The 24,995-nt window shown below is 57.2% G+C and carries 22 protein-coding genes; 8 read left to right on the top strand and 14 right to left on the bottom strand.

All coding sequences use genetic code 11. From position 1 onward, the window contains the following. Positions 1-16: 16 nt before the first annotated feature. On the bottom strand, positions 17-1,516 hold the full coding sequence (locus K7B04_RS17110) for an aldehyde dehydrogenase family protein (protein ID WP_223802577.1): 1,500 nt from the start codon (positions 1,514-1,516) through the stop codon (positions 17-19). Between the two features lie 233 nt (positions 1,517-1,749). Here K7B04_RS17110 and feaR point away from each other — a divergent pair, with 233 nt between their 5' ends. Further along, positions 1,750-2,658, top strand: a complete 909-nt coding sequence (gene feaR, locus K7B04_RS17105; RefSeq protein ID WP_223802576.1) for a transcriptional regulator FeaR — start codon at positions 1,750-1,752, stop codon at positions 2,656-2,658. 11 nt (positions 2,659-2,669) lie between these two features. Here feaR and K7B04_RS17100 read toward each other — a convergent pair whose 3' ends face one another. Next, a complete protein-coding gene (locus K7B04_RS17100) occupies positions 2,670-2,891 on the bottom strand; it encodes a YgdI/YgdR family lipoprotein (RefSeq protein ID WP_163449589.1) in 222 nt (73 codons plus the stop codon). A 140-nt stretch (positions 2,892-3,031) separates the two neighbouring features. Beyond that, complete coding sequence (locus K7B04_RS17095; RefSeq protein WP_167575887.1) at positions 3,032-4,096, bottom strand: YncE family protein; 1,065 nt, start codon at positions 4,094-4,096, stop codon at positions 3,032-3,034. Positions 4,097-4,353: 257 nt separating this feature from the next. Here K7B04_RS17095 and pqqU point away from each other — a divergent pair, with 257 nt between their 5' ends. Next, a complete protein-coding gene (pqqU, locus tag K7B04_RS17090) occupies positions 4,354-6,465 on the top strand; it encodes a TonB-dependent receptor PqqU (protein ID WP_167575888.1) in 2,112 nt (703 codons plus the stop codon). A 44-nt stretch (positions 6,466-6,509) separates the two neighbouring features. On the opposite strand, the gene K7B04_RS17085 is transcribed toward pqqU, so the two are convergent. Both K7B04_RS17085 and K7B04_RS17080 read right to left on the bottom strand, forming a co-directional pair. Further along, the gene (locus K7B04_RS17085; protein ID WP_223802575.1) at positions 6,510-7,175 is read right to left on the bottom strand and encodes a GntR family transcriptional regulator; all 666 of its coding nucleotides are present in this window, start codon (positions 7,173-7,175) and stop codon (positions 6,510-6,512) included. A 173-nt stretch (positions 7,176-7,348) separates the two neighbouring features. Then, positions 7,349-7,924, bottom strand: coding sequence for an XRE family transcriptional regulator (locus K7B04_RS17080; protein ID WP_163449539.1), 576 nt, complete (start codon positions 7,922-7,924; stop codon positions 7,349-7,351). A 38-nt stretch (positions 7,925-7,962) separates the two neighbouring features. Here K7B04_RS17080 and K7B04_RS17075 point away from each other — a divergent pair, with 38 nt between their 5' ends. Then, positions 7,963-8,481 carry a GNAT family N-acetyltransferase gene (locus K7B04_RS17075; RefSeq protein ID WP_167575890.1) on the top strand — a complete coding sequence of 173 codons (519 nt, stop codon included), beginning with the start codon at positions 7,963-7,965 and terminating at the stop codon, positions 8,479-8,481. Continuing rightward, a complete protein-coding gene (locus tag K7B04_RS17070) occupies positions 8,478-8,927 on the top strand; it encodes a DMT family transporter (RefSeq protein WP_163449541.1) in 450 nt (149 codons plus the stop codon). Before K7B04_RS17075 ends, K7B04_RS17070 begins: the two co-directional genes overlap by 4 nt. Before the next feature lie 56 nt (positions 8,928-8,983). Here the strand turns inward: K7B04_RS17070 and K7B04_RS17065 are convergent, their stop codons facing one another. Next, positions 8,984-9,217: a DUF2526 family protein gene (locus tag K7B04_RS17065; protein ID WP_163449542.1), complete on the bottom strand. Its 234-nt coding sequence runs from the start codon at positions 9,215-9,217 to the stop codon at positions 8,984-8,986. Between the two features lie 9 nt (positions 9,218-9,226). Further along, positions 9,227-10,825 (bottom strand): ABC transporter substrate-binding protein, encoded by a 1,599-nt coding sequence (locus K7B04_RS17060; protein ID WP_223802574.1) that lies wholly within the window; start codon positions 10,823-10,825, stop codon positions 9,227-9,229. Between the two features lie 258 nt (positions 10,826-11,083). Between K7B04_RS17060 and K7B04_RS17055 the strand changes: the two genes are divergently transcribed. From K7B04_RS17055 to K7B04_RS17040, 4 genes are all read left to right on the top strand, one after another. Then, positions 11,084-12,406 carry an SrfA family protein gene (locus K7B04_RS17055; protein WP_223802573.1) on the top strand — a complete coding sequence of 441 codons (1,323 nt, stop codon included), beginning with the start codon at positions 11,084-11,086 and terminating at the stop codon, positions 12,404-12,406. Positions 12,407-12,409: 3 nt separating this feature from the next. After that, positions 12,410-15,391, top strand: coding sequence for a virulence factor SrfB (locus K7B04_RS17050; RefSeq protein ID WP_223802572.1), 2,982 nt, complete (start codon positions 12,410-12,412; stop codon positions 15,389-15,391). Beyond that, positions 15,388-17,511, top strand: coding sequence for a virulence factor SrfC family protein (locus tag K7B04_RS17045; RefSeq protein WP_223802571.1), 2,124 nt, complete (start codon positions 15,388-15,390; stop codon positions 17,509-17,511). The genes K7B04_RS17050 and K7B04_RS17045 overlap by 4 nt, the downstream gene beginning before the upstream one ends. A gap of 131 nt (positions 17,512-17,642) precedes the next feature. Beyond that, positions 17,643-19,076, top strand: a complete 1,434-nt coding sequence (locus K7B04_RS17040; RefSeq protein WP_223802570.1) for an aldehyde dehydrogenase — start codon at positions 17,643-17,645, stop codon at positions 19,074-19,076. Positions 19,077-19,149: 73 nt separating this feature from the next. On the opposite strand, the gene K7B04_RS17035 is transcribed toward K7B04_RS17040, so the two are convergent. The 7 genes from K7B04_RS17035 to K7B04_RS17005 form a co-directional block, all read right to left on the bottom strand. Further along, complete coding sequence (locus K7B04_RS17035) at positions 19,150-20,400, bottom strand: putative acyl-CoA thioester hydrolase (protein ID WP_223802569.1); 1,251 nt, start codon at positions 20,398-20,400, stop codon at positions 19,150-19,152. A gap of 191 nt (positions 20,401-20,591) precedes the next feature. Continuing rightward, a complete protein-coding gene (locus K7B04_RS17030; RefSeq protein WP_163449549.1) occupies positions 20,592-21,401 on the bottom strand; it encodes a PhzF family phenazine biosynthesis protein in 810 nt (269 codons plus the stop codon). After that, the gene (locus K7B04_RS17025) at positions 21,391-22,047 is read right to left on the bottom strand and encodes a PAS domain-containing protein (RefSeq protein ID WP_163449550.1); all 657 of its coding nucleotides are present in this window, start codon (positions 22,045-22,047) and stop codon (positions 21,391-21,393) included. The genes K7B04_RS17030 and K7B04_RS17025 overlap by 11 nt, the downstream gene beginning before the upstream one ends. Continuing rightward, positions 22,044-22,409, bottom strand: a complete 366-nt coding sequence (locus K7B04_RS17020; protein WP_167575900.1) for a RidA family protein — start codon at positions 22,407-22,409, stop codon at positions 22,044-22,046. The genes K7B04_RS17025 and K7B04_RS17020 overlap by 4 nt, the downstream gene beginning before the upstream one ends. Before the next feature lie 88 nt (positions 22,410-22,497). Continuing rightward, on the bottom strand, positions 22,498-22,890 hold the full coding sequence (gene pcaC, locus K7B04_RS17015) for a 4-carboxymuconolactone decarboxylase (RefSeq protein WP_223802568.1): 393 nt from the start codon (positions 22,888-22,890) through the stop codon (positions 22,498-22,500). Then, a complete protein-coding gene (gene pcaD / locus K7B04_RS17010) occupies positions 22,880-23,644 on the bottom strand; it encodes a 3-oxoadipate enol-lactonase (RefSeq protein ID WP_223802567.1) in 765 nt (254 codons plus the stop codon). The genes pcaC and pcaD overlap by 11 nt, the downstream gene beginning before the upstream one ends. Beyond that, a complete protein-coding gene (locus K7B04_RS17005; protein WP_223802566.1) occupies positions 23,622-24,986 on the bottom strand; it encodes a 3-carboxy-cis,cis-muconate cycloisomerase in 1,365 nt (454 codons plus the stop codon). The genes pcaD and K7B04_RS17005 overlap by 23 nt, the downstream gene beginning before the upstream one ends. Between the last annotated feature and the right edge of the window lie 9 nt (positions 24,987-24,995).

Raw genomic sequence — 24,995 nt, 5'->3', positions numbered from 1 at the left:
GGCCACCCGGCATCACTCAGTAACGAACGCACACCGACTTGGTTTCACACCAGTCGTTCAGCCAGTCCGGGCCAAAATCACGCCCCGTGCCCGACTGTTTCATGCCGCCAAACGGCAAGTTAGCATCAATCAGCGTATGGCTGTTGACCCATACCGTACCGGCTTGCAGGCGGTCGGTATAGTTCAGCGCCTGGGTCAGGTCGCGGGTCCAGACGCTGGCGGTCAGGCCGAAGTCGCTGTCGTTGGCCAGGCGCAGCGCCTCTTCGCCGTCGGTGACGCGCACCAGGTTCACGACCGGGCCAAACACCTCTTCGCGGGTTAAGCGTAGGTTGGCGTCTGGGTTGATAACAAGCGTCGGCGGAATGTAGAAACCCTGCGCGTCCGGGCCAACGTTGCCGGCGATCAGTTCCGCATTCTGTTTACGTGCCTCGTCCAGATAAGCCGCCACTTTAGCGCAGTGCGCCTGAGAAACCACCGGGTTAATCTGTGTGGTCTCCAGCATACCTGGCCCCACCTGCAGCGATTTCACCGCCTGCTCGAAACCGCTCACCAGGGTGTCGAACAGCGGCGCTTCAATATAGATGCGTGAACTGGCCGCGCACACCTGCCCCTGATTGAGGAAGCTGCCGGTCATCAGCCCTTCAATCACCCACGTCGGGTCGGCGTCTTTCAGGACAATCGCCGGGTTTTTCCCGCCCAGTTCCAGCGTGACGCGGGTCAGCCTGTCGGCGGCAACGCGGGCAATCTGTTTGCCGGTGGCGGTCGAGCCGGTAAAACTCACCTTGGCCACATGTGGATGCGAGGTTAACGCCGCACCGCACTCGGCGCCGCTACCGGTGACCACGTTGAAAATACCTTCCGGCACCCCGGCCTCGATAGCCAGTTCAGCCACGCGCAGCAGCGTCAGCGGCGTAGTTTCGGATGGCTTAATCACAATAGAGCAGCCCGCCGCCAGCGCGGGCATCACCTTCCACATGCCGATCATCAGCGGGAAGTTCCACGGCACAATACCGGCAACTACCCCGACCGGCTCTTTTTTGGTCCACGCCTGATAGCGCGCGCCCGGCGGGAACGGAATGGAAACATCCAACGTGCGGCCGCTGATTTTAGTGGTTAATCCGGCGGTGTAGCGCATCCAGTTCAGCGTACAGCCCACTTCGAAAGCGCGGGAGATATTGATCGATTTGCCCTGCTCCAGCGTTTCCAGCTGGGCCAGTTCTTCGCCGTTCTGTTCAACGAGGTCAGCAAAACGCAGCAGAATATGTTCACGTTCCGCAGGCGTTCGACCTGCCCAACTGCGGGAAACAAACGCGCGCCAGGCGGACATCACCGCGCGATCAACGTCAGCCGCGTTGGCATCAGCCGTGGTGGCAATCGCTTTGCCGGTCGCCGGATCCCAGACGGTGAGACGTTTTTCGCTCTGCGCCGCCTGCTGCGCGCCATCAATAAACAGGCCATGCTGACGGTCTAAAAATTGCTGCACGCCTGGGAGCAGCGCTACCTGTGCTGAGGACATATCGTCTCCTTATTCTTCGCGGTTAGTCATTTCAGTCTACGGCGGGTCTGAAGAAGTCGCTTTTGTCTCTGTGACATTCGCTTGTGCGGCTGTGACAGACGCCGCAATTAAGCAGATTGCGTTGGCAGAAGTGTGTCGCAGGTAATAGTTCTTTCATATATTCCTGAGAACAGCCTTGTTTAAAGAAACACAAATGCAACAATAACATCACATTTTCATTGCAGAGATGACGTATGGCAGCGGTAAAAGGCGGTGAGACGTATCATGACTGGCTGGCGAAGATTAATCAGGTCTGCGGGCATTTTGCCGCACGTCCGCTGGAAGGCGACTTCCACGGCGAGATTGATACCAGCTATGCGGGCAGCCTGAAGCTCAGTACCGTCACCACCCGCAACGTCAATCTGTATCGCACGCGTCAGGAGATCCGCGGCGGCAATGACGCCTGGTTCTATACCGTTTTTCAGCTTTCCGGCGAAGCCAGCATTGAGCAGGACGATCGTCAGGTGTGCCTGCAAAGCGGCGACATGACGCTGATTGATGCTTCGCGTCCCTGTTCTATTCTCTGGCAGCAAACCTCGCGTCAGGTCTCGCTGTTGCTGCCTCGCCAACTGCTGGAAAACCAGCTGCGCGGCAGCGGAATTCGCGTCGCCACCCGTCTGGATAAATCGCTACCGATGGTGCAGCTCAGCCAACGTCTGCTGCATGAGAGTATGAGCAGCCCGCAACTTTCGGCCAGCGAAAGCGAAGCGGCGCTCGATGCGATGGTCTGCCTGCTGCGTCCGATGCTGCATCAACAGGATGTCCAGCCCTCGCGGCGAGAGAAGCAGTATCTAAAAATCATGCGCTTGATTGACGATGCTATCCAGGAAGAACATCTGCGCCCTGAATGGTTGGCCAGCGAAACCGGGATGTCGGTTCGTAGCCTGTACCGGCTATTTGCTGATAAAGGTCTGGTGGTGGCGCAATATATAAAAAATCGCCGTTTAGATTTATGCGCCCAGGCGCTGCTGAGCGCGCACGACGATGAAAAGCTGGCGGGAATTGGCTACCGCTGGGGGTTCAGCGACCACAGCCACTTCTCTACCGCCTTCAAACAGCGGTTTGGCATGTCGCCGGGAGAGTACCGTAAACGCGGCCGCTGAGGTCAGCGTAATCAGTTATCTTCGACCAGTTGCGCCACGTCACTGCTGTTAATTTCTCGCGCGTTGCCGTCCTGATCGGTATAGCTGGTCATACCGGTCTCTTTATCCAGCTGCGGCTTGCCGTGCGTCACAATCGTTTGTCCGCTTTTGGTGGTCATCACGTAGTTAGTGGTGCAACCCGCCAGCGCCAGAACCATCAGGCCCGCACACAGCGCATATAAAGATTTTTTCATGGTTTCTCCGTTCATTCTTCTACCCACCGTGGGGTTAAGTGGGTGCATTGTATGCCCGATGGCGCAAAATGAAATAAACCGGATGTAACAGAAGATAAATTAGCAGGATACGGGAGACGTCGACCGTCTCCCGTTAAAGGTTACAGCGCGATACGAATCACATCATCCGGGGCGGTCGCCTCTTTCTGACGAGTAGATTCCTGCTTCACGCTCACAAACAGCGTTTTGCCATCGGCAGACAGCGCCAGGCTGTTCGGGAAGGTCGGGGTCTGAATGGTTTTGGTCACCTTGTAATCTTTGGCGTCGATAACCGTCACGGTGCCCGCTTTGCGCTGGGTAACATAGACTTCATTACGCGTCGGGTTAAACAGCACCGCCAGCCCTTCTTTGGTATCCACCTTCGACAACACTTTGCCATCTTTCAGGTTCACCACCAGCAGTTCCGGCTGTTTCGAGTCGGTAATAAAGGCGCGCTGACCGGCGGTATCCAGGCTCAGGTTGATGTAGAAGTGCTCTTTGCCATCGTCCTGCAGTTTCTGACGATTGACGATTTTGTTGCTCGCGGTATCAATGGTCACCAGCTCGCCGTCGGCATTCGTCACGTACAGGCGCTGTTTCTCCGCATCAACCGCCAGCCCGGTGCCGAAGCTGCCGGTCCCTTCGATTGTGGTTTTCAGCGCGATTTTATCGCCATCGACAACCCATACCGCGCTGCCCTCTTTCCCAACACCGGTGATATACACGGTGTTGGTCTTCTCATTCACCGCCAGCTGACGTGGCTGCAGCGGTTTCACCGTTTCGCTACGTTGACGACCATCAAGCACCAGACGCCCTTTCACGTCACCGCTTTTCGCATCAATGGCGGTGACAGCACCGTTGATGGTGTTGCCAAACCACAGCGTCTGGGTCTGCGAGTTCAGAGTGGCACCAAACGGTTTAAGATCGTTATGGATCGTTTGGGTCACTTCCAGCGTAGTCGGGTCCAGGCGGTACACCACCCCACCTTTATCCGTTTTACGGCTTTGTGAGGTGGCTAGCCACAGCGCATTTTCCTGCTGGCTGTAGGCCATTTCATATGCCCCTTTACCGACCGCTTTACGCAGCATTTCCTCTGCGGCCTGCGCGCTAAAGCTTCCCGCCAGCAGTAAGGCACTCAACAACAGAGAACGGCGCAGGCGCGGTGCGGACAATTGACGTAATGACATGACGACTCCCTTTGATGAACTTAATTGTTACTGCTCACATGGCTTCAGCCTTCGCAGCGTCATGGCGCTACGTTTTGTAGATGCGAATAGTAATCATTAATTTATACAAAGTGGAGCTTTTCTTTCTACCGTGCGGCAAAAAGTTTCTATTTCATCACCTGAAATTAACCATTTATGCTGCTAAAGTTTTCAATATATTTACAAAAGTATTACTCTATTCAGAGTCTGTTCCATTTGGTACATTTTGCGAGTTTTTCATGAAAATCATTTCTGTGCGCTCAGCGACGCTGCCTGTGCTGCTGTTGCCGCTTGCTTTCTCCCCCTTTTCCTGGGCCGCTGACGAACAAACGTTAATTGTGACCGCCACGCCTCAAACCGTCTCTGAGCTGGATACGCCGGCCGCGGTCAGCGTGGTTGACGGCGAGGATATGCGCCACGCCACGCCGCGCGTTAACCTGTCAGAATCGCTCGGCGCCGTGCCGGGTTTACAAATTCAGAACCGGCAGAACTACGCCCAGGATCTCCAGCTGTCGATTCGCGGCTTTGGTTCACGCTCCACCTACGGTGTGCGCGGTATTCGCATGTACGTTGACGGCATCCCGGCGACCATGCCAGACGGTCAGGGGCAAACGTCAAACATCGATATTGGTAGCGTCGATCATATTGACGTGCTGCGCGGCCCCTTCTCCGCGCTATACGGCAACTCATCCGGCGGCGTAGTCAACGTCACTACCGAAAGCGGCAAACAGCCCACCACGCTGGAAGCCAGCAGCTATTACGGTAGCTATGGCACCTGGCATTACGGTATGAAAGCGACGGGCGCCGTCGGCGACGGTAGTCACGCGGGGGATGTCGATTACACCGTGTCGACGAATCGATTCATCACCCGTGGTTATCGCGATCACAGCGCGGCGCGCAAAAACCTCGCCAACGCCAAACTGGGTGTACGCATCAACGATGTCAGCAAGCTGACCCTGCTGTTTAACAGTGTCGATATTAAGGCCAACGATCCCGGCGGGCTGGACTACAACGAACTGCACCAGAATCGCGAGCAGTCGCCGCGCGGTGACCAGTACAACATGCGCAAAAGCGTAAAACAGACCCAGGCAGGCCTGCGCTACGAACGTCAGCTCAGTGAACAGGACGATTTAAGCGTCATGATGTACGCTGGTGAGCGTCAAACCACGCAGTATCAGTCGATTCCACGTGCCCCGCAGCTCAAACCCACCCATGCGGGCGGCGTGATCGACCTCGATCGTCACTATCAGGGCATCGATACCCGTTGGACGCACCGCGGCGAACTGCTGGTTCCGGTCAGCTTCACCACCGGCCTGAACTACGAGAACATGAGCGAGAAGCGTCGCGGTTACGAAAACTTCGTGATGAATGGCACCACGCCGGAATACGGTGAGAAAGGTAATCTGCGTCGCAATGAACGCAACCTGATGTGGAATGTCGATCCCTACCTGCAAACCCAGTGGCAGTTAACCGATAAACTCAGTCTTGATGCAGGCGTGCGCTACAGCTCGGTGTGGTTTGACTCCAACGACCACTACATCACCGCGACAAATGGCGACGATAGCGGCGACGCCAGCTATCACAAATGGCTACCTGCGGGATCGTTGAAGTACGCGGTCACCGATGCGTGGAACGTCTATCTCTCCGCCGGACGCGGCTTTGAGACCCCGACGATTAACGAGCTTTCCTACCGTTCGGACGATCGCGGCGGACTGAACTTTGGATTGCAACCTTCGACCAACGAAACGGTGGAAATTGGCAGCAAAACGCGTATTGGCAACGGTTTGCTGACGGCGGCGCTGTTCCAGACAGATACCGATAACGAAATTGTCGTCGACAGCAGCAGCGGCGGACGTACCAGCTACAAAAACGCCGGTAAAACACGTCGCCAGGGGGCGGAGTTGTCGCTGGATCAGCAATTCGCTGAAAACTGGCGCGCCAAAGCGGCCTGGACCTGGCTTGACGCGACCTATCGTACCAACGTTTGTGATGACGCCAATTGTAATGGCAATCGCATTCCCGGGATTGCGCGCAATATGGGCTTTGCCTCTCTGGGCTATGAACCGGAGAACGGCTGGTATGCGGGTGCCGACGTGCGCTATATGAGCGATATTATGGCCAACGATGAAAACACCGCCCGCGCGCCATCGTGGACGGTTGTCGGATTGAACACCGGCTACAAGTTCGATATCGGCAACTGGAATCTGGATGTGTTTGGCCGGGTCGATAACCTCTTCGACCGCCAATATGTCGGCTCCGTTATCGTCAACGAGTCGAATGGCCGTTATTACGAACCGGCTCCTGGGCGTAACTACGGCGTTGGCGTGAATGTCGCCTGGCGTTTTGAGTAAAGTGCGTGAACGTTTCCGGGGAAACCCGGAAACGTATTTGCAGATTAATGGCTAGGGCAATACTGGCGCTGTAAAAAATGCGCTGATTCATCAACAATCTGGCACATTGCCGTATGGCTGGCCATCGAGTCTTTTTTCTCCAGTGCCATCAGCAGGCGCTGATATAAATTGGTCTGCTGAAACGGTTCTACTGAATTTAAATATAAATAGTGGAAACTTGGCCCTACCCGAACCCATAATTGTTCGATCATAATCATTAAAGTGGGCATTTCCGCGTATTCATATATTCGAAAACGAAACTGGTAATTGCTCTGCAGCATGCGGGTGATATCACCAGAGGCTTTTGCTTCATGAAGTAACGCCAACAGATGATGGAGTTCCTGCATTTTTTGTGCGGTCATATTCACGGAGGCCGCTGCGGCCGCCATTCCTTCGAGATTTTTTCGTATCTGGGTTATTTCCTGATAGCTGGAATCGGTTAGCACCGGAACCATAAATGCCTGCGCCGGTGCGGCCTGCAATGCCCCCAAGGAGACCAGCCGCAACAGCGCCTCGCGAACGGGTGTAATGCTGATCCCTTGATTCGCGGCTATTTCACGCGTCACGAGTCGGGCGCCGGGTTTTAATGCGCCAATGATAAGTGCGTTCTTGATATTATTCTCAACCTGCTGTGTCAGGCTCATACGTTGTGCTTTAGCAAAATCCAGCATATTTATTATAACCCCACGGTTAATTGGCCCAGAGCCTATAATAATTAATAGCTGGCGTTTCCTGTTTTGTGCAAAAAACACAATATATATTTTTCACATGTTGCAGACGTGAAATTAAAAGCGATTGAGAGCGCTTCGCCAAATGACGCATTAATACGTCATTAGCGAAATAATCACGAGAGTGGAAGATTCAAACGAACAACCAGATAAACACATGTATGACCGCTATCGTTAATAAAGCGGCAGTCGTTCGGCGGCCCCAGTTCCAGACAGTCGCCAGCCTGCATACGATGCCCGGTTTCCCCTTCCATGAAGAGCAATTCCCCTTGCTGAACCCAGATCAGCTGACGCGCCATCGCGTAAGCCGAAGCCGGCATCGGGATATCGCTACCTGCGGGAAGCTCAATTTGTACCAAATCGACAGGCAATTCACCGCGCGGCGAAACATGACGCCGCAGATAGTGGCTTTGTGGATCGTGCCACACGGGCTGGTCCGCGAAACGCAGCAGTTTCCCCTCCTGAATCTCGGCGCGGGCAATCAAGGTTGACATGCTGATGCCGAACGCGCCGGAAAGCCGCGCCAACAGCGTCGCCGTGGGGCTGCTTTCACCGCGCTCAATTTTGTGAATCATCGCCCGAGATACGCCAGCGCGCTCGGCTAACTCACTCAGCGACCAGCTTCGCGATTCGCGCTCAATACGAATTCTTGCGCCGATCCGTTGATTTAAGTTGTCTTCAATAGTATTCATATCGTTATACTATAGTGAACAACACACAGGGTGCAACCATGCCTATTCGTTTTGCGACCAAAGAAGACTGCGCCGCGATAGCGGCCATCTATAATCACGCCGTGCTGCATACCGCGGCCATCTGGAACGATAAAACCGTCGATACCGACAACCGCATTGCCTGGTTTGAAGCGCGTCAGCTTGGGCACTTTCCCGTATTGGTCAGCGAAGAAAACGACGTGGTGACGGGCTATGCCTCCTACGGTGACTGGCGCGCGTTCGATGGATTCCGCCATACCGTCGAACACTCCGTTTACGTCCACCCGGACCATCAGGGTAAGGGGCTGGGCCATATTCTGCTTGCCGCGCTGATTGAAGAAGCGAAACGTCGCGGCAAGCATGTGATGGTGGCAGGCATCGAGTCGCAAAACCATGCGTCCCTGCACTTGCACGAAAAGCACGGTTTTGTCACCACCGGGCAAATGCCGCAGGTGGGCACCAAATTTGGCCGCTGGCTGGACCTCACCTTTATGCAGCTTCAGTTGGATAATCGTCGCGATCCGGACGGTAAAGCATGAATCAATCCCTCACGTTGACGTTTCTGGTTGCCGCCGGCATCGGCCTGGTTATCCAGAACACGCTGATGGTGCGGATCACCCAATCGGCCTCGACGATTCTGGTGGCGATGCTGCTCAATTCACTGGTTGGTATTGTGCTATTCGTCAGTATTCTGCTGATCAAACACGGGCTGGCGGGCGTAAACGAACTCATCTCAACCGTTAAGTGGTGGACGCTGCTTCCCGGTCTGTTGGGTTCGTTCTTCGTCTTTGCGAGCATCAGCGGCTATCAGTACGTGGGCGCGGCAACCACGATTGCCGTGCTGGTCGCCAGCCAGCTTATCGGCGGTCTGGTGATGGACGTGATGCGCAGCCATGGTGTGCCCTGGCGAGCGCTGGTGGGGCCGGTGTGCGGCGCGGTGATGTTGATTGTCGGGGCGTGGCTGGTGGCGAGGAGACAGTTCTGAATCAGCGCCGCCTCCCCGCGCTGCGCCTGGCCGGGGCTCAGCCCGGCCAGAGCGGTTTACAGGATTGTTCCACCCTGAGTGAGCTGCTCTTTACGTGACTCTTCCTGCTCGCGCAGATGCTGCCCGTGATGGGAAATCGTCACGCGCAGGCGCTGCTGCTGGGTAAAACGATCTTCACGACTCAGCTCTGCATCGTCGCTTAGCGCCACCAGCAGCTCATTCATGTGCGTAATCACGCTCTCTTCAATCGCCGCGTCAACGCGCGCGATGACCTCATCCAGATGTGACATACCTGCTCCTTAATTGATTTTCACTTTCGAGAAATCGCTGCCCATCAGGCTTACGCTGTAGCCGGTTACGTTGCTACGCGTGGCATAGAACGTTTTGCCGTTCGCCAACGCAATCCACGGCGCCTGCTGGTAGTAAATCTCTTGCGCCTGCTCGTAGAGCGCGGCACGTTTCGCCGGGTCGCTCACCACCAGCGCTTTTTTCACCAGGCCATCATACTCTTTATTACACCAGCGCGCGGCGTTAGAGCCCGTTTTAATGCTATCGCATCCGAGCAGCGTATTGGCAAAGTTATCCGGATCGCCGTTATCCGACATCCAGCCGTACAGCGCGCTGCCATGTTCGCCTTTGCGGATACCGGAGAGGTACTCCCCCCACTCATAGGTCACAATTTTGGCCTTCACGCCCACTTTGGCCCAATCGTTCTGGATCATTTCCGCGATCCGGCGCGAGTTCGGGTTATAAGGGCGCTGCACCGGCATTGACCACAGCGTCACATCAACCCCCTTCTCTAACCCGGCCTGTTTCAGCAACGCTTTCGCTTTTTCAGGATCGTAGCTGTAATCTTTCAGATCTTTATTAAAGCCCATCATGTTTGGCGGGATCGGCGATTTTGCCACCGTGCCGGAGCCCATAAACACCGCATTGACGATCGCCTGCTTGTCGGTAGCGTAGTTCAGCGCCTGGCGGACCAGCACATTATCGAACGGCTTTTTCTCGGTATTAAACGCCAGATAGCCAACGTTCAGGGCTTCGACCGCATGCAATGCCAGATCGTGATTGTTTTTAATCACATCAAACTGCACCGGCGACGGCGCAGGGATAATCTGGCATTCGTTGGTTTGCAGCTTGGCCAGACGCGTCTCGACGTTCGGGGTGATGGCGAAGATCAGGTGCTTCGTCGGCACCGCGCCGTCCCAGTAGTTCGGGTTAGCAAGGTAGCGAATCTGCGAGTCAGCCTTATATTGCTGTAACACGTACGGTCCGGTACCAATCGGCCAGTTATCCACGTTTTCCGGCGTGCCTTTTTTCATCATCGCATCGGCGTACTCCGCCGACAGAATAGACGCAAAATCCATCCCCCAGTCGGCCAGAAATGCGGCGTTCGGCTCGCTCAACACAAACTGCACGTGATAGTCATCGATTTTTTTCACCGATTTAATCAGCTTATCGAGACCCACGTCGTTGAAATATTCGTAGTTGCCTTGCGAAACCTTATGGTACGGATGATCGCTATCTTTCTGTCGTAGTACGGAGAAAATCACGTCATCAGCGTTAAAGTCGCGGGTCGGCGTAAAGAATTTATTGCTGTTGAACTTCACGCCCTGACGCAGCGTAAAGGTATAAGTCAGCCCATCCGGGGAAATCGTCCAGTCGGTAGCCAGCGAGGGAATCGGTGTATTTTTCACCGGATCAAAGTTGATCAGCCGGTTATACAGCGTTTGCGAACTGGCGACGAACGTCGGGCCTGAGCTGGCGATTTGCGGGTTAAAGGACTCCGGCGAGGCTTCGGAGCAGTAGACGAGCGTGTCGTTGTTCGCCGCCCAGGCGGCGCTTGCCGGTAACAACGCGCTGAGCGCCAGCGCGAGGAGCGTTTTCCCTGTGGTCATGGTTATAAGCCTTTCGATTTTATTATATGAACGGCTTAATAACAGCACAGCCCCGTATAACTGGCAAATAACCAATTTGTCTCAGGTTATGCTGAATAACCTTAATTTGTTGGTTTCTTCATCGGCGATTCCTCAGGTTTGACTTAAGTCCAGCGATTCAATGCCGCGAGAATTACCCGATTTACCCCTCTCTTTCGCCGTTTGTTGCATTTTGCTTTGCGTAAAGTAATGCCGTGAAGAAGTCTATGGGACAGGAACGTGGCAAAAACTCTTTTACGCAGCGGAAGTCTTGATGACTTTCAGGCCGTAGGCGGCGGCGGGCAAACCGTATTTCATTCCGCGCTTCAGGTGCGCGAAACCCTGCGTTTACGTAAGCAAAACGCGCTGGTCGACTGCCTGGCGATACCGCAGTTAAATGATGAAGGCGACCGGGTGGACTGGTATTCGCCCATTGATGGTACGGCGATGAGCTGGAAAGCAGCGGATGAAACCTCACGCACGCGGGCGCTGCACTATTTAGAAGGTTTGCAGGAGAGCGCACGCACGCTCAGCAAAAAATGCCTGCAATCCGACAAAACCGCACAACAACTGTTCGGCGCCCTGCTGGATAAATCGCTGCAATTTCCCAGTGAAAATCACCTGTTCCTCGTCGACGGTAAGCCGGTTATCAGCTTCTGGGGCTTTGTGAACCTCAACGAAGGCGCACGTGAAGACGTATTCGACTGTCTGCGCTACGTTGAACCGGAACAACCACAAGCGCCGACCATTGACGAAGTGCCTCTCGTAGAAGAACCCGAACCCACCGTGGTGACGTTTAGCGAAGCCGATGCGCCGCTGATTTCAGCGAATGAACCGTTGATTAATGCCTACACGCTGCCGGTGGAAGAGCCTGAAGAACCGCAGGCACCCGCCGAACCGATGATACCGATGACGGTCGCCAGAACGCGCCGTCCGCGCTGGCTATGGGGCCTGCCGATTGCTGCCGCTGTTGCCGCCGTAGCGATTGCGGTTCCCATGATGATCCCGACCACTCAGGCTGAGTCCGAGCCCGTCGTTCAGACTGCCGACGCGCCTGCCCTCCCGCAAACGCCCGCCATGCCGGTATTAATTACCGACCTGCCGTTGCATCAGGCCAGTGTGAAAGCGGAACCGGTGGTGAAAGAAGAAGAAAAACCGGTGGTGATTGCCGTTATTCCAAAAGATGCGCTGGTGATGGATGCCGACCAGATGCGCGCAGGCACCACGCGCTTCCTCAACGGCAACTGGCGGGCACAGATGGATATCAGCGACGCGCATACCGGTAAAGCGCCAAGCCTGCGCTACCAGATTCAGAACAATAAAGGCGCCGTGCGCCTCGTGCGAGAAGGCAATATCGTCTGTAAAGCCGCGGTCTTTTCTGGCCTGCATCAAAACGGCGAGCTGATGATCAAAAGCCGCGGCAACGCCCAGTGCAGCGACGGCGCCCGCTACCCGCTGCCGGAAATCAGCTGTAAACCCGGCAACAGCAACGTGGCTGTGTGCACCGCCCGCTTTGACGCCAGAACGGTGGTACCGCTGACCTTTAAGAAGACGGGAGCGTAACCTATGCTGGTCACTCTTTGCGATTACAAACAGAGCGTCACATTAATTGCCAACAGCGGCGTGCAGTTTCTCGACTTTGGCCTTAGCCCGCAGGAGTCGCTGCAAAACGGTCGTTTCGTGCGAAAAACCGCTAACGGCCCGCTGCTACGTCTGGACTATGACGTCGTCAATCAGCGCTACACGCTGCCCGGTGAAGCCGGACGCGCGCCCGAGGTGGTGAAACCGGAATCGACCCTGGCCCTGCACCACTCACTCACGCTGTTAGACGGCATCTGGCTGCCGCTGCCGTTCCTGCGTTTTAACCCGCCGCGCACCTTCGTTGAAGGACCGGACAACTGGGCGCGCGTGCAGATTCGTCGCCTGGCGGAACCGGACAACGCAGGCAATACGCACCGCGTGACGTTAGCGTTTGATAGCCAGATCAGCGACGATGACGCCAACGGCCTGTCGCCCGTCGCGAGCGATCTGCTCAACGGTACCCGCTTTGCGCTGGCGTGGCGCGACAATGAAATCAGCGACTTCCTCGATCAAACCTGGATTGACGGCTGGCTGCGAGAAGTATTCCAGCAGACCGTTGCCGCTCATGAATCCCGAAGCGAACGCGATGTGGCACAGGCGCTACGCAGTTTTGAATATCAGGGCCACTGGCTGAATATTCTGGCGCTGCTGGGCGAACAATTGACGGTGCCGGAAATTAAAATCGTCACCGCCACGCTGAGCACTCCGGCCATCCCGGTAGATTTGATCCTCGACGTGGGTAACACCCATACCTGTGGCGTCATTATCGAAGATCACGGCGACGCGAACGACGGTTTACGCCAGACCGCCGAACTGCAAGTGCGCTCATTAAGCGAACCGCAATATCTGAATGAACCGCTGTTCACCAGCCGCGTCGAGTTCTCGGAATCACGCTTTGGCAAGCAGCATTTCTCGGTGGAAAGCGGCCGCGAAGACGCGTTTATCTGGCCATCGCTGGTGCGTGTGGGTGATGAAGCCCGTAAGCTGGCGATGCAGCGTTTAGGTACGGAAGGCTACAGCGGAATCTCCAGCCCACGCCGCTATTTGTGGGATGAGACGCCGACCGTACAGGACTGGCGCTTTAGCCAGATGAATGGCAAGACCCAGCGCGAACCGTTGGCCACCGCCTTCCCGCTGATGAACCTGATGAACGACGAGGGCCAGCCTCTGTTTACCCTACCGCCGGACGAGCGGATGCCGGTCTTCTCGCCGCAGTACAGCCGCAGCACCCTGATGACCCATATGCTGTGCGAACTGCTGGCACAGGCGTTGGGGCAGATTAACAGCGTCGCCACCCGCCTTCGCCTGGGCTTCCCCGCGTCACCGCGCCAGCTGCGAACGCTGATCCTCACGCTACCGTCGGCCATGCCAAAGCAGGAACGCGAAATTTTCCGCCGCCGGATGTTTGAAGCTATCGCGCTGGTGTGGAAAGCGATGGGTTGGCACCCGCAGGATGATGATTTTGCCCCTGTTCGCGTGCAGGAAAAAAGCATCGTGCCCATCCCGAAAATTCATATGGAGTGGGATGAAGCCAGCTGCGGCCAGCTGGTGTGGCTTTACAACGAAGCGATTTCCCATTTCTCCGGGCAGACCGAAGCGCTGTTTGCGGCGATGGCGCGGCCGGACCGCCAGCCGGAGCCAGGCATCGCGCCGGGCCGCGCGCTGCGCATCGCCTCGCTCGATCTCGGCGGCGGCACGACAGACATGGCTATCGCCCAGTATCAACTGGACGACGGTATTGGCGGCAACGTCAAAATCACCCCACAGCTGCTGTTCCGCGAAGGATTTAAAATTGCCGGGGATGATGTCCTGCTGGATATTATTCAGCGCTGCGTGCTGCCCGCGCTGCAAACCCAGCTGCAAAAATCCGGCGTCGCTGACGCACAGGCGCTGATGGCCACGCTGTTTGGCGACTCCGGCAGGCTGGATACTCAGGCCGTGCTGCGCCAGCAAACCACGCTGCAGCTCTTTATGCCCATCGGCCACGCCATTCTGGCGGCGTGGGAACAGAGCGACCCGCAGGATCCGCTCGCTGGATTGCATGCCACCTTCGGTGAACTGCTGAACCAGGCGCCGACGCGTAACGTAATGAACTACGTCGGCCAGGCCGTAGAGCACGCCTTGCCTGCCGGTAGCGCGCCGTTCGACCTGCTGGCCGTACCGCTGGAAGTGACCTTCAGCCGATTGCAGGAAGCCATGCTCGCCGGTGAGTTTACCCTCGCCGGTCCGCTGCACGCGCTCTGCGAGGCAATCTCACATTATGCCTGCGACGTGCTGCTGATTACCGGGCGGCCCGGCTGCCTGCCGGGCATACAGGCGCTGATCCGCTACCTTCAGCCAGTGCCGGTCAACCGGATGGTCTGGCTGGATAAATATCATGTCCATGAATGGTATCCGTTCAGCCAACAGGGGCGTATCGGCAACCCGAAATCCACCGCCGCCGTGGGAGCGATGCTGTGCAGCCTGGCGCTGGATCTGCGCCTGCCGCACTTCAACTTTAAAGCCGCCGATATTGGCGCGTACTCCACCGTGCGCTATCTGGGGGTACTGGATAAAACCGTCAACACGCTGCGCGATGAAAATATCTGGTACCACGATCTCGATCTCGACAAACCTGGCGCCAGACTGGATGCCCGCCTGCACTTCCCGCTGCGCGGCAATGTAACCCTCGGCTTCCGCCAACTGGCGAACACCCGCTGGCCCGCGACGCCGTTGTATACGCTGAGCATCAACTCGCCAGAACTGGCGAAAGCCATCGCCGGAGACGGCGTGCTGCAGGTTCGCCTGAAGCTTGAAGGCGGTAGCCGACACGAAGCGCCGCTGTCGTTTGTGTTGAGCGACGCCTGGCTTCAGGACGGCACGCCGGTTTCGCCGGATGCCCTGACCCTGAAACTCAATACCCTGGCTGACCGTCGCCATAGCGGCAGCCACTACTGGATCGACAGCGGGAGCGTATTCCTCAAATGACCACGATAGCCGCAGTAATCGACTGGCTCGCTGCCGCCCGTCAGGAGCATCCGTTACTGGATGATGACGCCAACGCGCTGCTGATTCGACTGCTGGCGCTCGACGCCCAGCAGAAAGCGCGTCAGGACACTCGCGCCCAGCCCGCCAGCATCGCGCTGTTTGGCCATTCACAGGCCTCTAAAGCCCACCTGCTGCGCACCCTGTGCGGCAGCGGCGATGGCCGTCTGACGGTGCAAACCGGCAGCAAAACGCTGGACTACTTCAGCCATATCAATCCCGGTCACAGCCTCACGCAAATGGCGGTTCGCTTTAGCCGCGAGCAGCCTACGCCGGACGACGCCTTCCCGCTGCGGCTGGTGCTGATAAGTGAAGCCGAGCTGGTACAGCTGTTTATCGCCCATGCCTGGCAGCGCGGCGATATTCGCCCACCGGATAGCCACCTTATCGCCTCCCGCCTGCGCGGTTGGCAGAACCTGCGCCAGCCGCAGCCGGTGCCGGGCCTGACAGCGGCGGAAGTGGCCAGCGTGGCCCGCTTCTGCCGCGATACGCTACCGACGGCGTACCAGACGATCGATGACGATCTGTGGTACCAGTTCGCGCATCTCCTGCCGTCGCTGGATCTCACCGCGCGCGCTCGGGCGTGGTCGCTACTGTGGGGTGAACAACAGGAACTCACCCAACAATGGTTGACGCTGGCACATACCCTGCACCAGGCGGGCAACCGCCGGGAAGTAATGGCGCCGCTGAGTTTATTGGTGGATGCGTTTACCCTGCCGATGGATGCGTTCCTGACGCCGGGCGTTGAGAGCGATGACGCGGTACTGGTGCATCCGCTCACCGACGACGGTTATCAGAATGCGGTCAGCATACCGGTTGCCACCCTGGCGCTGCTGACCGTTGAACTGGTGCTGAACGCGGAACAAGGCGTGCTCGACAATGTGGACATTATTGATATTCCCGTGCCGTCGCTCACCCCTGACACCCCGCTGTGGGCCAGTAAATGTCGCTGGCTGTTGGAAAACTATCGTCAGCATCGGCAACCGGATATCCTGCTGGTCTGTAACGCTACCGCCCAGCGTGCGGCGATTCCGTCTACCGCCAGGGCGTTACTGCGTTGGGTAAAGGCCACCCAACCCACGCAGGAGAACAAGCTGCCGGGGCTGGTGTGGACCATTACGCCGGAAGACGATCGTTTCTTACATAAGCGTCACTTTGATGAGGCGATTCAACAGCTGGTTGGTAAGCCAGGCCAACATTGGGGAACGCTGCAAGCGCTGGATCACAGCAGCCTGCAACGGTTGATGGAATGGCTGTCGCAGGCCACACAGCCTGAACTGCGCCAGCGCCGTTTTGCCGCCATGGCAAACACCCTTCAACAGCAGTTGATCACCCTGTGCCAGCCGCTGCTCGCTTCGACAAGCCATGACGCCACGCAGGCGGAAACGATGATTCGTGAACTGCAAACGCACGCTTCGCGCCACGGCGAGCTGCTGGAGAGTCTACTTCCCGCTCTGCCCGCCTTCGAGGCGTTGTGCCAGGTTCAGCAGCAGCGTGAAGAAAAAGCCAGCGGGTTGTTTAATGAATCCGTCGACCTGTTCGCAGCTCCGGAAGCCGTCAGTCAGACTACGCCGACGTATCAGGATCGGGGATCGCAGGTTTATGCCCTGTGGTGTAAACATTTGCGCCAGTGGAGTCGCCAGCCGCACCCGCAGCTCACATCAGCCACTCAGCAGCAGCTGGTACTTGCGCTGATGACCGCCAGCCAACGACAAGGGCTGGCGCAACAGTTACGCCACGCAAGCGCAGAACAGCAGGCTGGCGCGGCGCAGCTGCGGGCGATCATCGCGAACTTTATTCACTGGCTAGGCTACGCTGAACAGCCCATCAGCCAGCGCCCCGCCAGCCGTATCGCCAAAGGTAGCGCGGTTTTCGCCCACGATGCGCCAACCTCCAGCGCACGCCTGACTCAGCTTGGCGAACAGCCGGTACACGCCGCCACACGCTACGTGTACGACTGGCTGGTCGCGCTGTATGCCCGCAGCACTGAATCGGGCGAGACAGTGAACCTCCTCCAACTCAGCGACAGCAGCCAGCGCGAGCTGCGGGCGCGACTCGCGTAACCCTCGGCGGCACAAGGATGTGAACCGCTTTCAAAAGCTGAAAAAAAGCGTGCGAAATCCGTATCATGGATATTCAGCACGCTTGCGCCTCTCTACACTCAGAGCGTTACCCGAGCCCAGAAGAGGTTTCCATGACCATCACCTGTACCCTGTTGATTAACGGCGAAGCGTGCGCCGCGCAAGGCAATGCGACCTTTACACGCCTGAATCCCGTCAACGACGCCGTTGCGAGTACCGCTCCAGCAGCGGGTCTCATTGATGCCACACACGCCGCAGACGCCGCTGCCGCCGCGTTTCCCGCCTGGCGTGATACCACACCCGGCGAGCGACGTCGCCTGCTGCTTGCCGCAGCAGAGAGGCTTGAACAACGCCGCGAGCAGTTTATTGCCACCATGAATGCTGAAACCGGCGCGACGGCGCACTGGGCAGAGTTTAACGTCCACCTCGGCGCGGAGATCCTGCGTGAAGCTGCAGCGCTCACCACGCAGATTGAGGGCCAGGTGATCCCGTCCAATATTGCGGGCAATCTGGCGATGGCGACACGTCAGGGGGCTGGCGTGGTGTTAGGGATGGCGCCGTGGAACGCGCCGATTATCCTGGCGGTTCGCGCCATTGCTACCCCGCTCGCCTGCGGCAATACGGTTATCCTCAAAGGTTCTGAACTTTCTCCGGCGACACAGGGGCTGATTATTGATGCGCTGGCGGCAGCCGGATTCCCCGCGGGCGTGGTGAACTATCTGACCTGCGCGCCGCAGGATGCACCGGCCTTTGTCGAAACGCTGATTGCCCATCCAGGTGTCAGACGGGTGAACTTCACCGGATCCACGCCGGTGGGAAGGATCATCGCCCAAACCTGCGCGAAGTATCTGAAACCGGTGGTGCTGGAGTTAGGCGGTAAAGCGCCCTTGCTGGTGCTGGACGATGCCGATATTACCCAGGCCGCCGCGGGCGCGACTTTCGGCGCGTTTGCTAACGCCGGGCAAATCTGCATGTCCACCGAACGTATTATCGTTGAGGACCGCATTGCCGAAGCGTTTATCAGCGCACTGGTGAAGCGTGTTAACGCGCTACCGGACGGGCTGTTAGGTTCAGTGGTCGAGATGAAAACCGTTGAGCGCTGCAATGCATTGATTGACGATGCGTTGGCCAAAGGCGCGACGCTGCTGACCGGCGGCAAGGCCCACTCTACGCAGATGTCGGCAACGCTGCTCGATGGCGTAACGCCTGCGATGCGTATCTGGCACGAAGAGTCATTTGGCCCGGTGAAAGCGGTGATCCGCGCCCGTGACGAGCAGGAGGCGGTGCGCATCGCCAATGACAGCGCCTACGGTCTGTCGTCGGCGGTGTACAGCCGCGATACCGCCCGCGCGTGGAACGTGGCGCAAAATCTGCAAACCGGGATCTGCCACATCAATGGCCCCACGGTGCACGACGAGGCGCAAATGCCCTTCGGCGGCACCAAAGACTCCGGGTATGGGCGCTTTGGCGGTCGTGCGGGAATTCATGAATTTACCGAGCTACGCTGGGTAACGATGCAGACGCAGCCGAGAACGCTGCCGTTTTAAGCCGTCCTGCCAGGAATCAGGCCGGATAAAGCGTTAACGCTATATCCGGCCCTCTTTACGCTGCTACGGGTTTTCATTTTTCCCAGCGCGTGTTCCACTCCCAAAGACGGTTCGTGTTCACATCGTTCAACTGACGTGAAGGCTCCGCGTTCCCCTTAAACGGCCTGGCGGTAGTTGCCGCCGCGCCCCAGGGCGACAGGCTGTCATAGCCGCTATCAATCGTGCTGTTCACAATCAACACCTGCCCATTCGCGGTCTTGCCCGGCAGATACCCCGTTTTCCCTGCCCCCTGATCCCATGCGCGGCCCAGCTTGGCTTTAAAGGTGCCTTTGTAGCCATCATCCGTCGTGAAACGGCTGTTTTTGACCAGGAAACCGTAAGGATTGTCGGGGAGCGTATTCGGTGCCAGCACATAGGCTTCCGGCGATTGGCGGCTCGAGACGGTATGGAAATGCACGCCGTCAAATACCACGTTGGCGCGACCGAAGACATAGTCAACGTCACCTTCAATGTAGCTATCCTGCACGTAAACCCGATTAATGCGATCGGTCAGCGCATCATTGTGCCGATTGCTGACGTTGAGATAGAGCGTATCCTGGCGCCCAAGCAGGCGAACGTTTTGCAGTTGAATGCGGTCGCCATCGGTTCGCAGAGCGACGCCCTGGTGGGTGCCGCCGTCAACCGTGTCGAGCAGGCTGTTGGCAATGGTTAAATTGACCAGTTGGAGATCGTGACTTTGCGACCAGAATACCGCGGCGCAATTGGTGCCAATCATCGCCGTGGTTTTCCCCGCACACAGCGCATACTGGTAATACGCTGGTGAGGTCGGCGGATAGTGGTCGGCGTCGACGGTCTGACGATATTTCGCCGGACTGAACTGCGAGTCCAGCGCCAGTTCAATACGTACATCCTCAGGCCCTTTTCCCGTACCAAAAAGGGTAATCGGCGGCGCATCGTCGGGGATATACACCGTGCCGCTGTAAACGCCCGGTTCAAGACGAATGTAGAGACGTTCATTGCCCTTATGATGAGCCAGAGCGGCATCCACCGCCTGCTGGACGCGGGTGTAAGGCGCGCCTTCTGGCGCGACGCGCCATGGTGTCTCAATGTGCGTCAGGGTAATTTCCGACGGCTGCCAGGGCCCCTGTGGTTGGCTGAACAGGCCACCCTGTGCGAAGTAGTTTTTGGTGGTATACGGTGCGGCTTCCTGCGCCGTCAGCAGCGGTCTTGTCGCCGTTCCTGTTGACGAAGGCGCGGCGCAGCCCTGTAGCACCAATGGCATACAGAGCAGCGTCGACATGCCCAGATAAGGTATTTTTGACATCGGTTCTCCATTAACAACGTTAAATAGAAACTGAGAACCGATAATAATGGAACGTTATTTTATTTTAACCCTGCACGATCACGCTTTACGACATCAGGAAAGCCAGATCAGCAGGCCATATAGCACCAGCATGCACACTATCGTTAACCGGACAACCCGGCACTCAACGGGCGATTTATCGTTCATCGGCTTTACAGACGGAACGTCCCCTCAATCATCAGCTTCGCTTGCCCGTACAGCGAAACACGACCATCAGCGCCCAACACACAGCGCAGCGTGCCTTTACGCGCGCCGCCCTGCTGCGCATGAAGGGTATTTTTACCGCAGCGTTTAGCCCAGAACGGCGCCAGCCAGGTATGTGCCGAACCGGTCACCGGATCTTCATTCACCCCGACCTGCGGGCCAAACCAGCGTGACACGAAATCAAACTCCGCATCATCTGGCGCCGTGACGATCACCCCGCGGGTGTTAAACGCCGACAGCAGGTTGAAATCGGGCGATAGCCCCTCAACGATCGCTTTATCCTTCACCAGCACCACAATGTCATCTGATTGCCAGAATCCTTCTACGCCATGGGTAATGCCCAGCGCGGCCAGCAGCCCCTGTGGTTCGTCAATCGGCTGGAGCGCTTTCGTCGGAAAATCCATGCACAACTCATCGCCCTGCCGCGTGACGGTCAGCAAGCCGCTACGGGTGGTGAAACGCAGCGTCTCTTGCGGATAGTTGAGTACGTTGAAAAGTACCCATGACGCAGCGAGCGTGGCATGGCCGCAGAGATCCACTTCGACCGCTGGCGTAAACCAGCGCAGATGAAATCCCTCATCAAGTGGCACAAAAAACGCGGTTTCGGACAGGTTATTTTCGGCGGCAATCGCTTGTAATACGCTGTCTTCTGGCCATTCCGTCAACGGCATCACCGCCGCCGGGTTACCGCCAAATGGCTTAGCGGTAAAAGCATCAACCTGATAAAACGCAAGCGTAGCCGGGAGATTATTGTTCATTGAGTTTATCCAGGTAGTTGTAGATTGTGTAACGCGTCACGCCGAGCGCTCTGGCGACTTCATTGACGCTGCCCTTAATTTTGAAAATGCCCATCGAATGCAGTTCGCTGACCACCCGCAGGCGAAACGCTTTTGGATTTTCCTCTGGGGAGGCCTGGAAACGAGCCAGAACCTCCGCCAGAGATTGCGCGGGTAACGAGGTGGCAGGATTTTCCGCGGGTTGTGCTGCCGACATACCGGAAACCAGATAATCCAGTTCGCGACGAAAACGCATCACCGGCTCCATGTCGACGTTGACGCAAAACGCCGCCACCGCCTTTCCGTTGGCATCGTAGTACAGCGTCGACGCGCTGCTTAACGGTTTACCGCCGCGCGCGTACGAGGTGTAACCGCTGAACAGCCGCGTTGAGGATGGCGGCTGCGTCTCGTCGATAAGCCCCAGAAAACCATCATCTTCTTCTGGCCCGCTAAGCAGTCCATCGCCTACCTGCCGCCCGCTGACGTGACCGTTAACAATACCGACTACCGAGGATTGCGGCTGAGTTAAATCGTGCAATACCACTTCGGTATTCGCCGGTAATGTCGCTTTCAACGCCGCCAGCGAGGCGCTCAAGGTGGCGATGAGGGTATCCCGTTCCGCGCTCATGGCAGCACCGCCTGAAATTCAATTTCCACGTCGAGATCGAATGCCAGTCGGCTGGTGGTGACGCTTCGGCTGGGGAAACCCTCGGGGAACCATGGACGCCAGGCCTGATTGAATTCCGCGAAGTGCGCCATATCGCTTAACCAAACCTGCGCGCGCACCACATCGCGCAATTGCGCGTCACCGCGCGCCAGCGTCTCGCTGACCGAATGCATAATGCGATTAACCTGCTCGGTAATGGTACCGTACAGCGGCTGTCCGTCCGGACTCATTGAGACCTGGCCAGAAAGAAAGAGAAACCCGTTCGCCGCAACGGCGTCGGAAAAAGGAAAAGGTTTACTCGTGGGATAACGGACAAGTGCCATCGTCAACTCCTGCGGTTAAGGAGCCATAACGATAGCACTGCCCTTTTACATATTCAACAAAATTATAAATTTCAACAAGTGTTGATGTTTATTGCGACTGTACCGCATCCATTTCATCAAAGACCTGCTGTGCCAGATGCATCGTGGCATTTGCCGCCGGCAGACCGCAATACAGCGCCGAATGCATGATCAGCTCTTTCAGCTCATCGCGGGTTACGCCGTTGTTGAAGGCCGCGCGCAGATGCATTTTCAGTTCGGCTTCGCGATTGAGCGCAATCAGCATGGCGATGGTGATCATACTGCGGGTGTGGTGGTCCAGACCTGGACGGGTCCAGGTTTCCCCCCAGGCGTAGCGGGTGATGAAATCCTGAAACTCTTCGTTCAGCGGTGTTAATTTTTGCAGCGTCCGGTCAACGTGGGCATCCCCCAGCACCTTACGGCGCACTACCATACCCTGCTGATAACGTTGATTATCTTCCATCATTCCTCCGTAAAAATGCGATCAACGCGGCGGTAAACTCTTCGCTGGCTTCGACGTTCGACAAATGCGATGCCGCCAAATCTACCTGGAAAGAACCGTCAATTTGTTGATGTAAATAATCGGCATCGGCTACGGTGGTCACCGGGTCGAACTCACCGGCAATAATCAGCATCGGCACAGTGATAGCCGCGACTTCGCCTCGTAAATCAGCCGCCGCCAGCGCTTCACAGCATTCCGCGTAACCTTCCGCCTCGGAGGTGGCGAGCTGGTGACAAAGCTGTTCAACCACCGCCGGTTGATGTTGACGGAAATGCGGTGTAAACCAACGATCCGCCGACCCTGCCGCCACCACGCCCATGCCTTCGGTACGCACAGTGCGCGCCCGCGACAGCCAGTTGGCCTGCTCGCCAATCTTCGCCGCCGTATTCGCCACCGCAACGGCAGTAAAGCGTTCCGGCGCGAAACGAGCCAGCCAGAGGCCGGTCAGGCCGCCCATTGAAATGCCGCAGAAAAAGGCCTGTGGAATATTCAGGTGATCGAGTAGCGTAATGACGTCTTCACCCAATTGTGACAACGTCACCTTTCCGCGTTTTTGCGTTTGTCCATGACCGTGCGTGTCGTAGCGCAACACGCGAAAATACTCGGTCAATGCGGGCATCTGCGCATCCCACATAGCGTGAGTCGTACCCAGCGAGTTAGAGAGCACCAACACCGGTGCCGTTTCTGGTCCTTCAAGGCGATAATGGATGTTCATTTCCCTGCTCCTGATAGCGCGCCACAACCTGGCGCACAAAGTGGTCGGTACTGCCGAGTGCGGTCGCTGGGTCCAGCAGTTGCGAGAGTTGCGCTGAAGAAAGATGCTGGCTGACCAGCGGATCGTTCTCCAGCAGTGGTTGTAACGGGCAATCCAGCGCTATCGCCCGATGACAGATTTTTTCTACCTGATGATGGGCGTCGGCTTTGCCAATAAAGGCCGCCAGCGCCTGAGTAACGGATTCGGCCATAATCAGACCGTGGGTGATATCCAGATCGGCGCGCATCTTCGCCGCATTAACCTGCATACCGCGCAGCAGATATTCACTGTTTTCCAGTACGCCGCCAGTCAACATCACTAACTCTGGCAATGTTTCCCACTCGGCCTGCCAGCCGCCCAGCGCACGCTCATGCTGTTGAATTTGTGCGCCGTACAGCGTCGCCATCAACCCGGGTATACGCTGTACGGCGGCAAGAATCGCCGCGCAGCTTACCGGGTTGCGCTTATGCGGCATCGCAGACGACCCGCCACGACCTTCGGCAATCGGTTCGCTTACTTCAGCGACTTCGGTTTGCATCAACAACGAAAAATCATTGGCAAATTTACCCAACGTGCCGCTAAGCCCCGCAAACCAACTCGCCACTTCAACAATACGATCGCGCTGGCTGTGCCAGGGGGTATCGGGCAGCGAAAGGTTGAGCGTGTCAGCCAGCCGCTTCGCGACCTCTGGCCCTTTGTCTTTCAGCGAGGCCAGCGTCCCCGCCGCGCCGCCAAACTGTAGAGTCAGTACGCGCGGGCGCAGTTCATCCAGCCGCAATTGCCAGCGCAGCAGCGCGTCAAGCGTACCGGCCAGCTTCAGACCAAAGGTGATAGGGAGCGCGTGCTGCATCCAGGTGCGGCCCGGCATCAGCGTGTGTTGATGGCGGGTAATTTGTTCGGCCAGCACTTGCGTAAGGCGGCGAAGACGGACTTGTGTCTCATCGAGCGCCTTGCGCAGCTGTAAATTCAGCCCGGTATCAATGGCGTCCTGGCTGGTTGCTCCCCAGTGGACGTAGCGTGCTGCTTCAGGGTCGTGCGCTTTCACGCGCTGCGTCAGCTGCTTAACCAGCGGTATCGCCAGATTACCGGCGTTGGCCGCCGCGCTCGCCAGTGCGGGTAAATCCAGCGACTGCGCCTGACAGGCTGCGGCGATCGGCGCAACCGCAGCGTCAGGAATCACCTGACACTGCGCCTGTGCCTTCGCGAGCGCCGCCTCAAAATCCAGCATCCCCTGCACCGTTTGCTCGGCGCTGAAAAATTCCGTCAGCGCCTGGGTACGCAATAGCGGGGTCAACAAACTCATTCCAGCTCC

This window comes from Kluyvera sp. CRP, assembly GCF_019930565.1.
GTDB lineage: Bacteria > Pseudomonadota > Gammaproteobacteria > Enterobacterales > Enterobacteriaceae > Kluyvera > Kluyvera georgiana_A.
Note: the sequence above shows the minus strand (reverse complement) of the source record. Positions and strands in the feature narration are given on the sequence as shown.

What these genes read in the sequence shown, in the direction of transcription:
- K7B04_RS17065 (WP_163449542.1), bottom strand. Translation starts at nt 9,217, where the DNA reads ATGTCACATCTGGATGAGGTCATCGCGCGCGTTGACGCGGCGATTGAA.
- K7B04_RS17075 (WP_167575890.1), top strand. Translation starts at nt 7,963, where the DNA reads ATGCCTATTCGTTTTGCGACCAAAGAAGACTGCGCCGCGATAGCGGCC.
- K7B04_RS17060 (WP_223802574.1), bottom strand. Translation starts at nt 10,825, where the DNA reads ATGACCACAGGGAAAACGCTCCTCGCGCTGGCGCTCAGCGCGTTGTTA.
- pcaD (WP_223802567.1), bottom strand. Translation starts at nt 23,644, where the DNA reads ATGAACATCCATTATCGCCTTGAAGGACCAGAAACGGCACCGGTGTTG.
- K7B04_RS17040 (WP_223802570.1), top strand. Translation starts at nt 17,643, where the DNA reads ATGACCATCACCTGTACCCTGTTGATTAACGGCGAAGCGTGCGCCGCG.
- K7B04_RS17080 (WP_163449539.1), bottom strand. Translation starts at nt 7,924, where the DNA reads ATGAATACTATTGAAGACAACTTAAATCAACGGATCGGCGCAAGAATT.
- K7B04_RS17025 (WP_163449550.1), bottom strand. Translation starts at nt 22,047, where the DNA reads ATGAGCGCGGAACGGGATACCCTCATCGCCACCTTGAGCGCCTCGCTG.
- K7B04_RS17070 (WP_163449541.1), top strand. Translation starts at nt 8,478, where the DNA reads ATGAATCAATCCCTCACGTTGACGTTTCTGGTTGCCGCCGGCATCGGC.
- pqqU (WP_167575888.1), top strand. Translation starts at nt 4,354, where the DNA reads ATGAAAATCATTTCTGTGCGCTCAGCGACGCTGCCTGTGCTGCTGTTG.
- K7B04_RS17110 (WP_223802577.1), bottom strand. Translation starts at nt 1,516, where the DNA reads ATGTCCTCAGCACAGGTAGCGCTGCTCCCAGGCGTGCAGCAATTTTTA.
- K7B04_RS17085 (WP_223802575.1), bottom strand. Translation starts at nt 7,175, where the DNA reads ATGCTGGATTTTGCTAAAGCACAACGTATGAGCCTGACACAGCAGGTT.
- K7B04_RS17035 (WP_223802569.1), bottom strand. Translation starts at nt 20,400, where the DNA reads ATGTCAAAAATACCTTATCTGGGCATGTCGACGCTGCTCTGTATGCCA.
- pcaC (WP_223802568.1), bottom strand. Translation starts at nt 22,890, where the DNA reads ATGGAAGATAATCAACGTTATCAGCAGGGTATGGTAGTGCGCCGTAAG.
- feaR (WP_223802576.1), top strand. Translation starts at nt 1,750, where the DNA reads ATGGCAGCGGTAAAAGGCGGTGAGACGTATCATGACTGGCTGGCGAAG.
- K7B04_RS17100 (WP_163449589.1), bottom strand. Translation starts at nt 2,891, where the DNA reads ATGAAAAAATCTTTATATGCGCTGTGTGCGGGCCTGATGGTTCTGGCG.
- K7B04_RS17020 (WP_167575900.1), bottom strand. Translation starts at nt 22,409, where the DNA reads ATGGCACTTGTCCGTTATCCCACGAGTAAACCTTTTCCTTTTTCCGAC.
- K7B04_RS17045 (WP_223802571.1), top strand. Translation starts at nt 15,388, where the DNA reads ATGACCACGATAGCCGCAGTAATCGACTGGCTCGCTGCCGCCCGTCAG.
- K7B04_RS17030 (WP_163449549.1), bottom strand. Translation starts at nt 21,401, where the DNA reads ATGAACAATAATCTCCCGGCTACGCTTGCGTTTTATCAGGTTGATGCT.
- K7B04_RS17050 (WP_223802572.1), top strand. Translation starts at nt 12,410, where the DNA reads ATGCTGGTCACTCTTTGCGATTACAAACAGAGCGTCACATTAATTGCC.
- K7B04_RS17095 (WP_167575887.1), bottom strand. Translation starts at nt 4,096, where the DNA reads ATGTCATTACGTCAATTGTCCGCACCGCGCCTGCGCCGTTCTCTGTTG.
- K7B04_RS17005 (WP_223802566.1), bottom strand. Translation starts at nt 24,986, where the DNA reads ATGAGTTTGTTGACCCCGCTATTGCGTACCCAGGCGCTGACGGAATTT.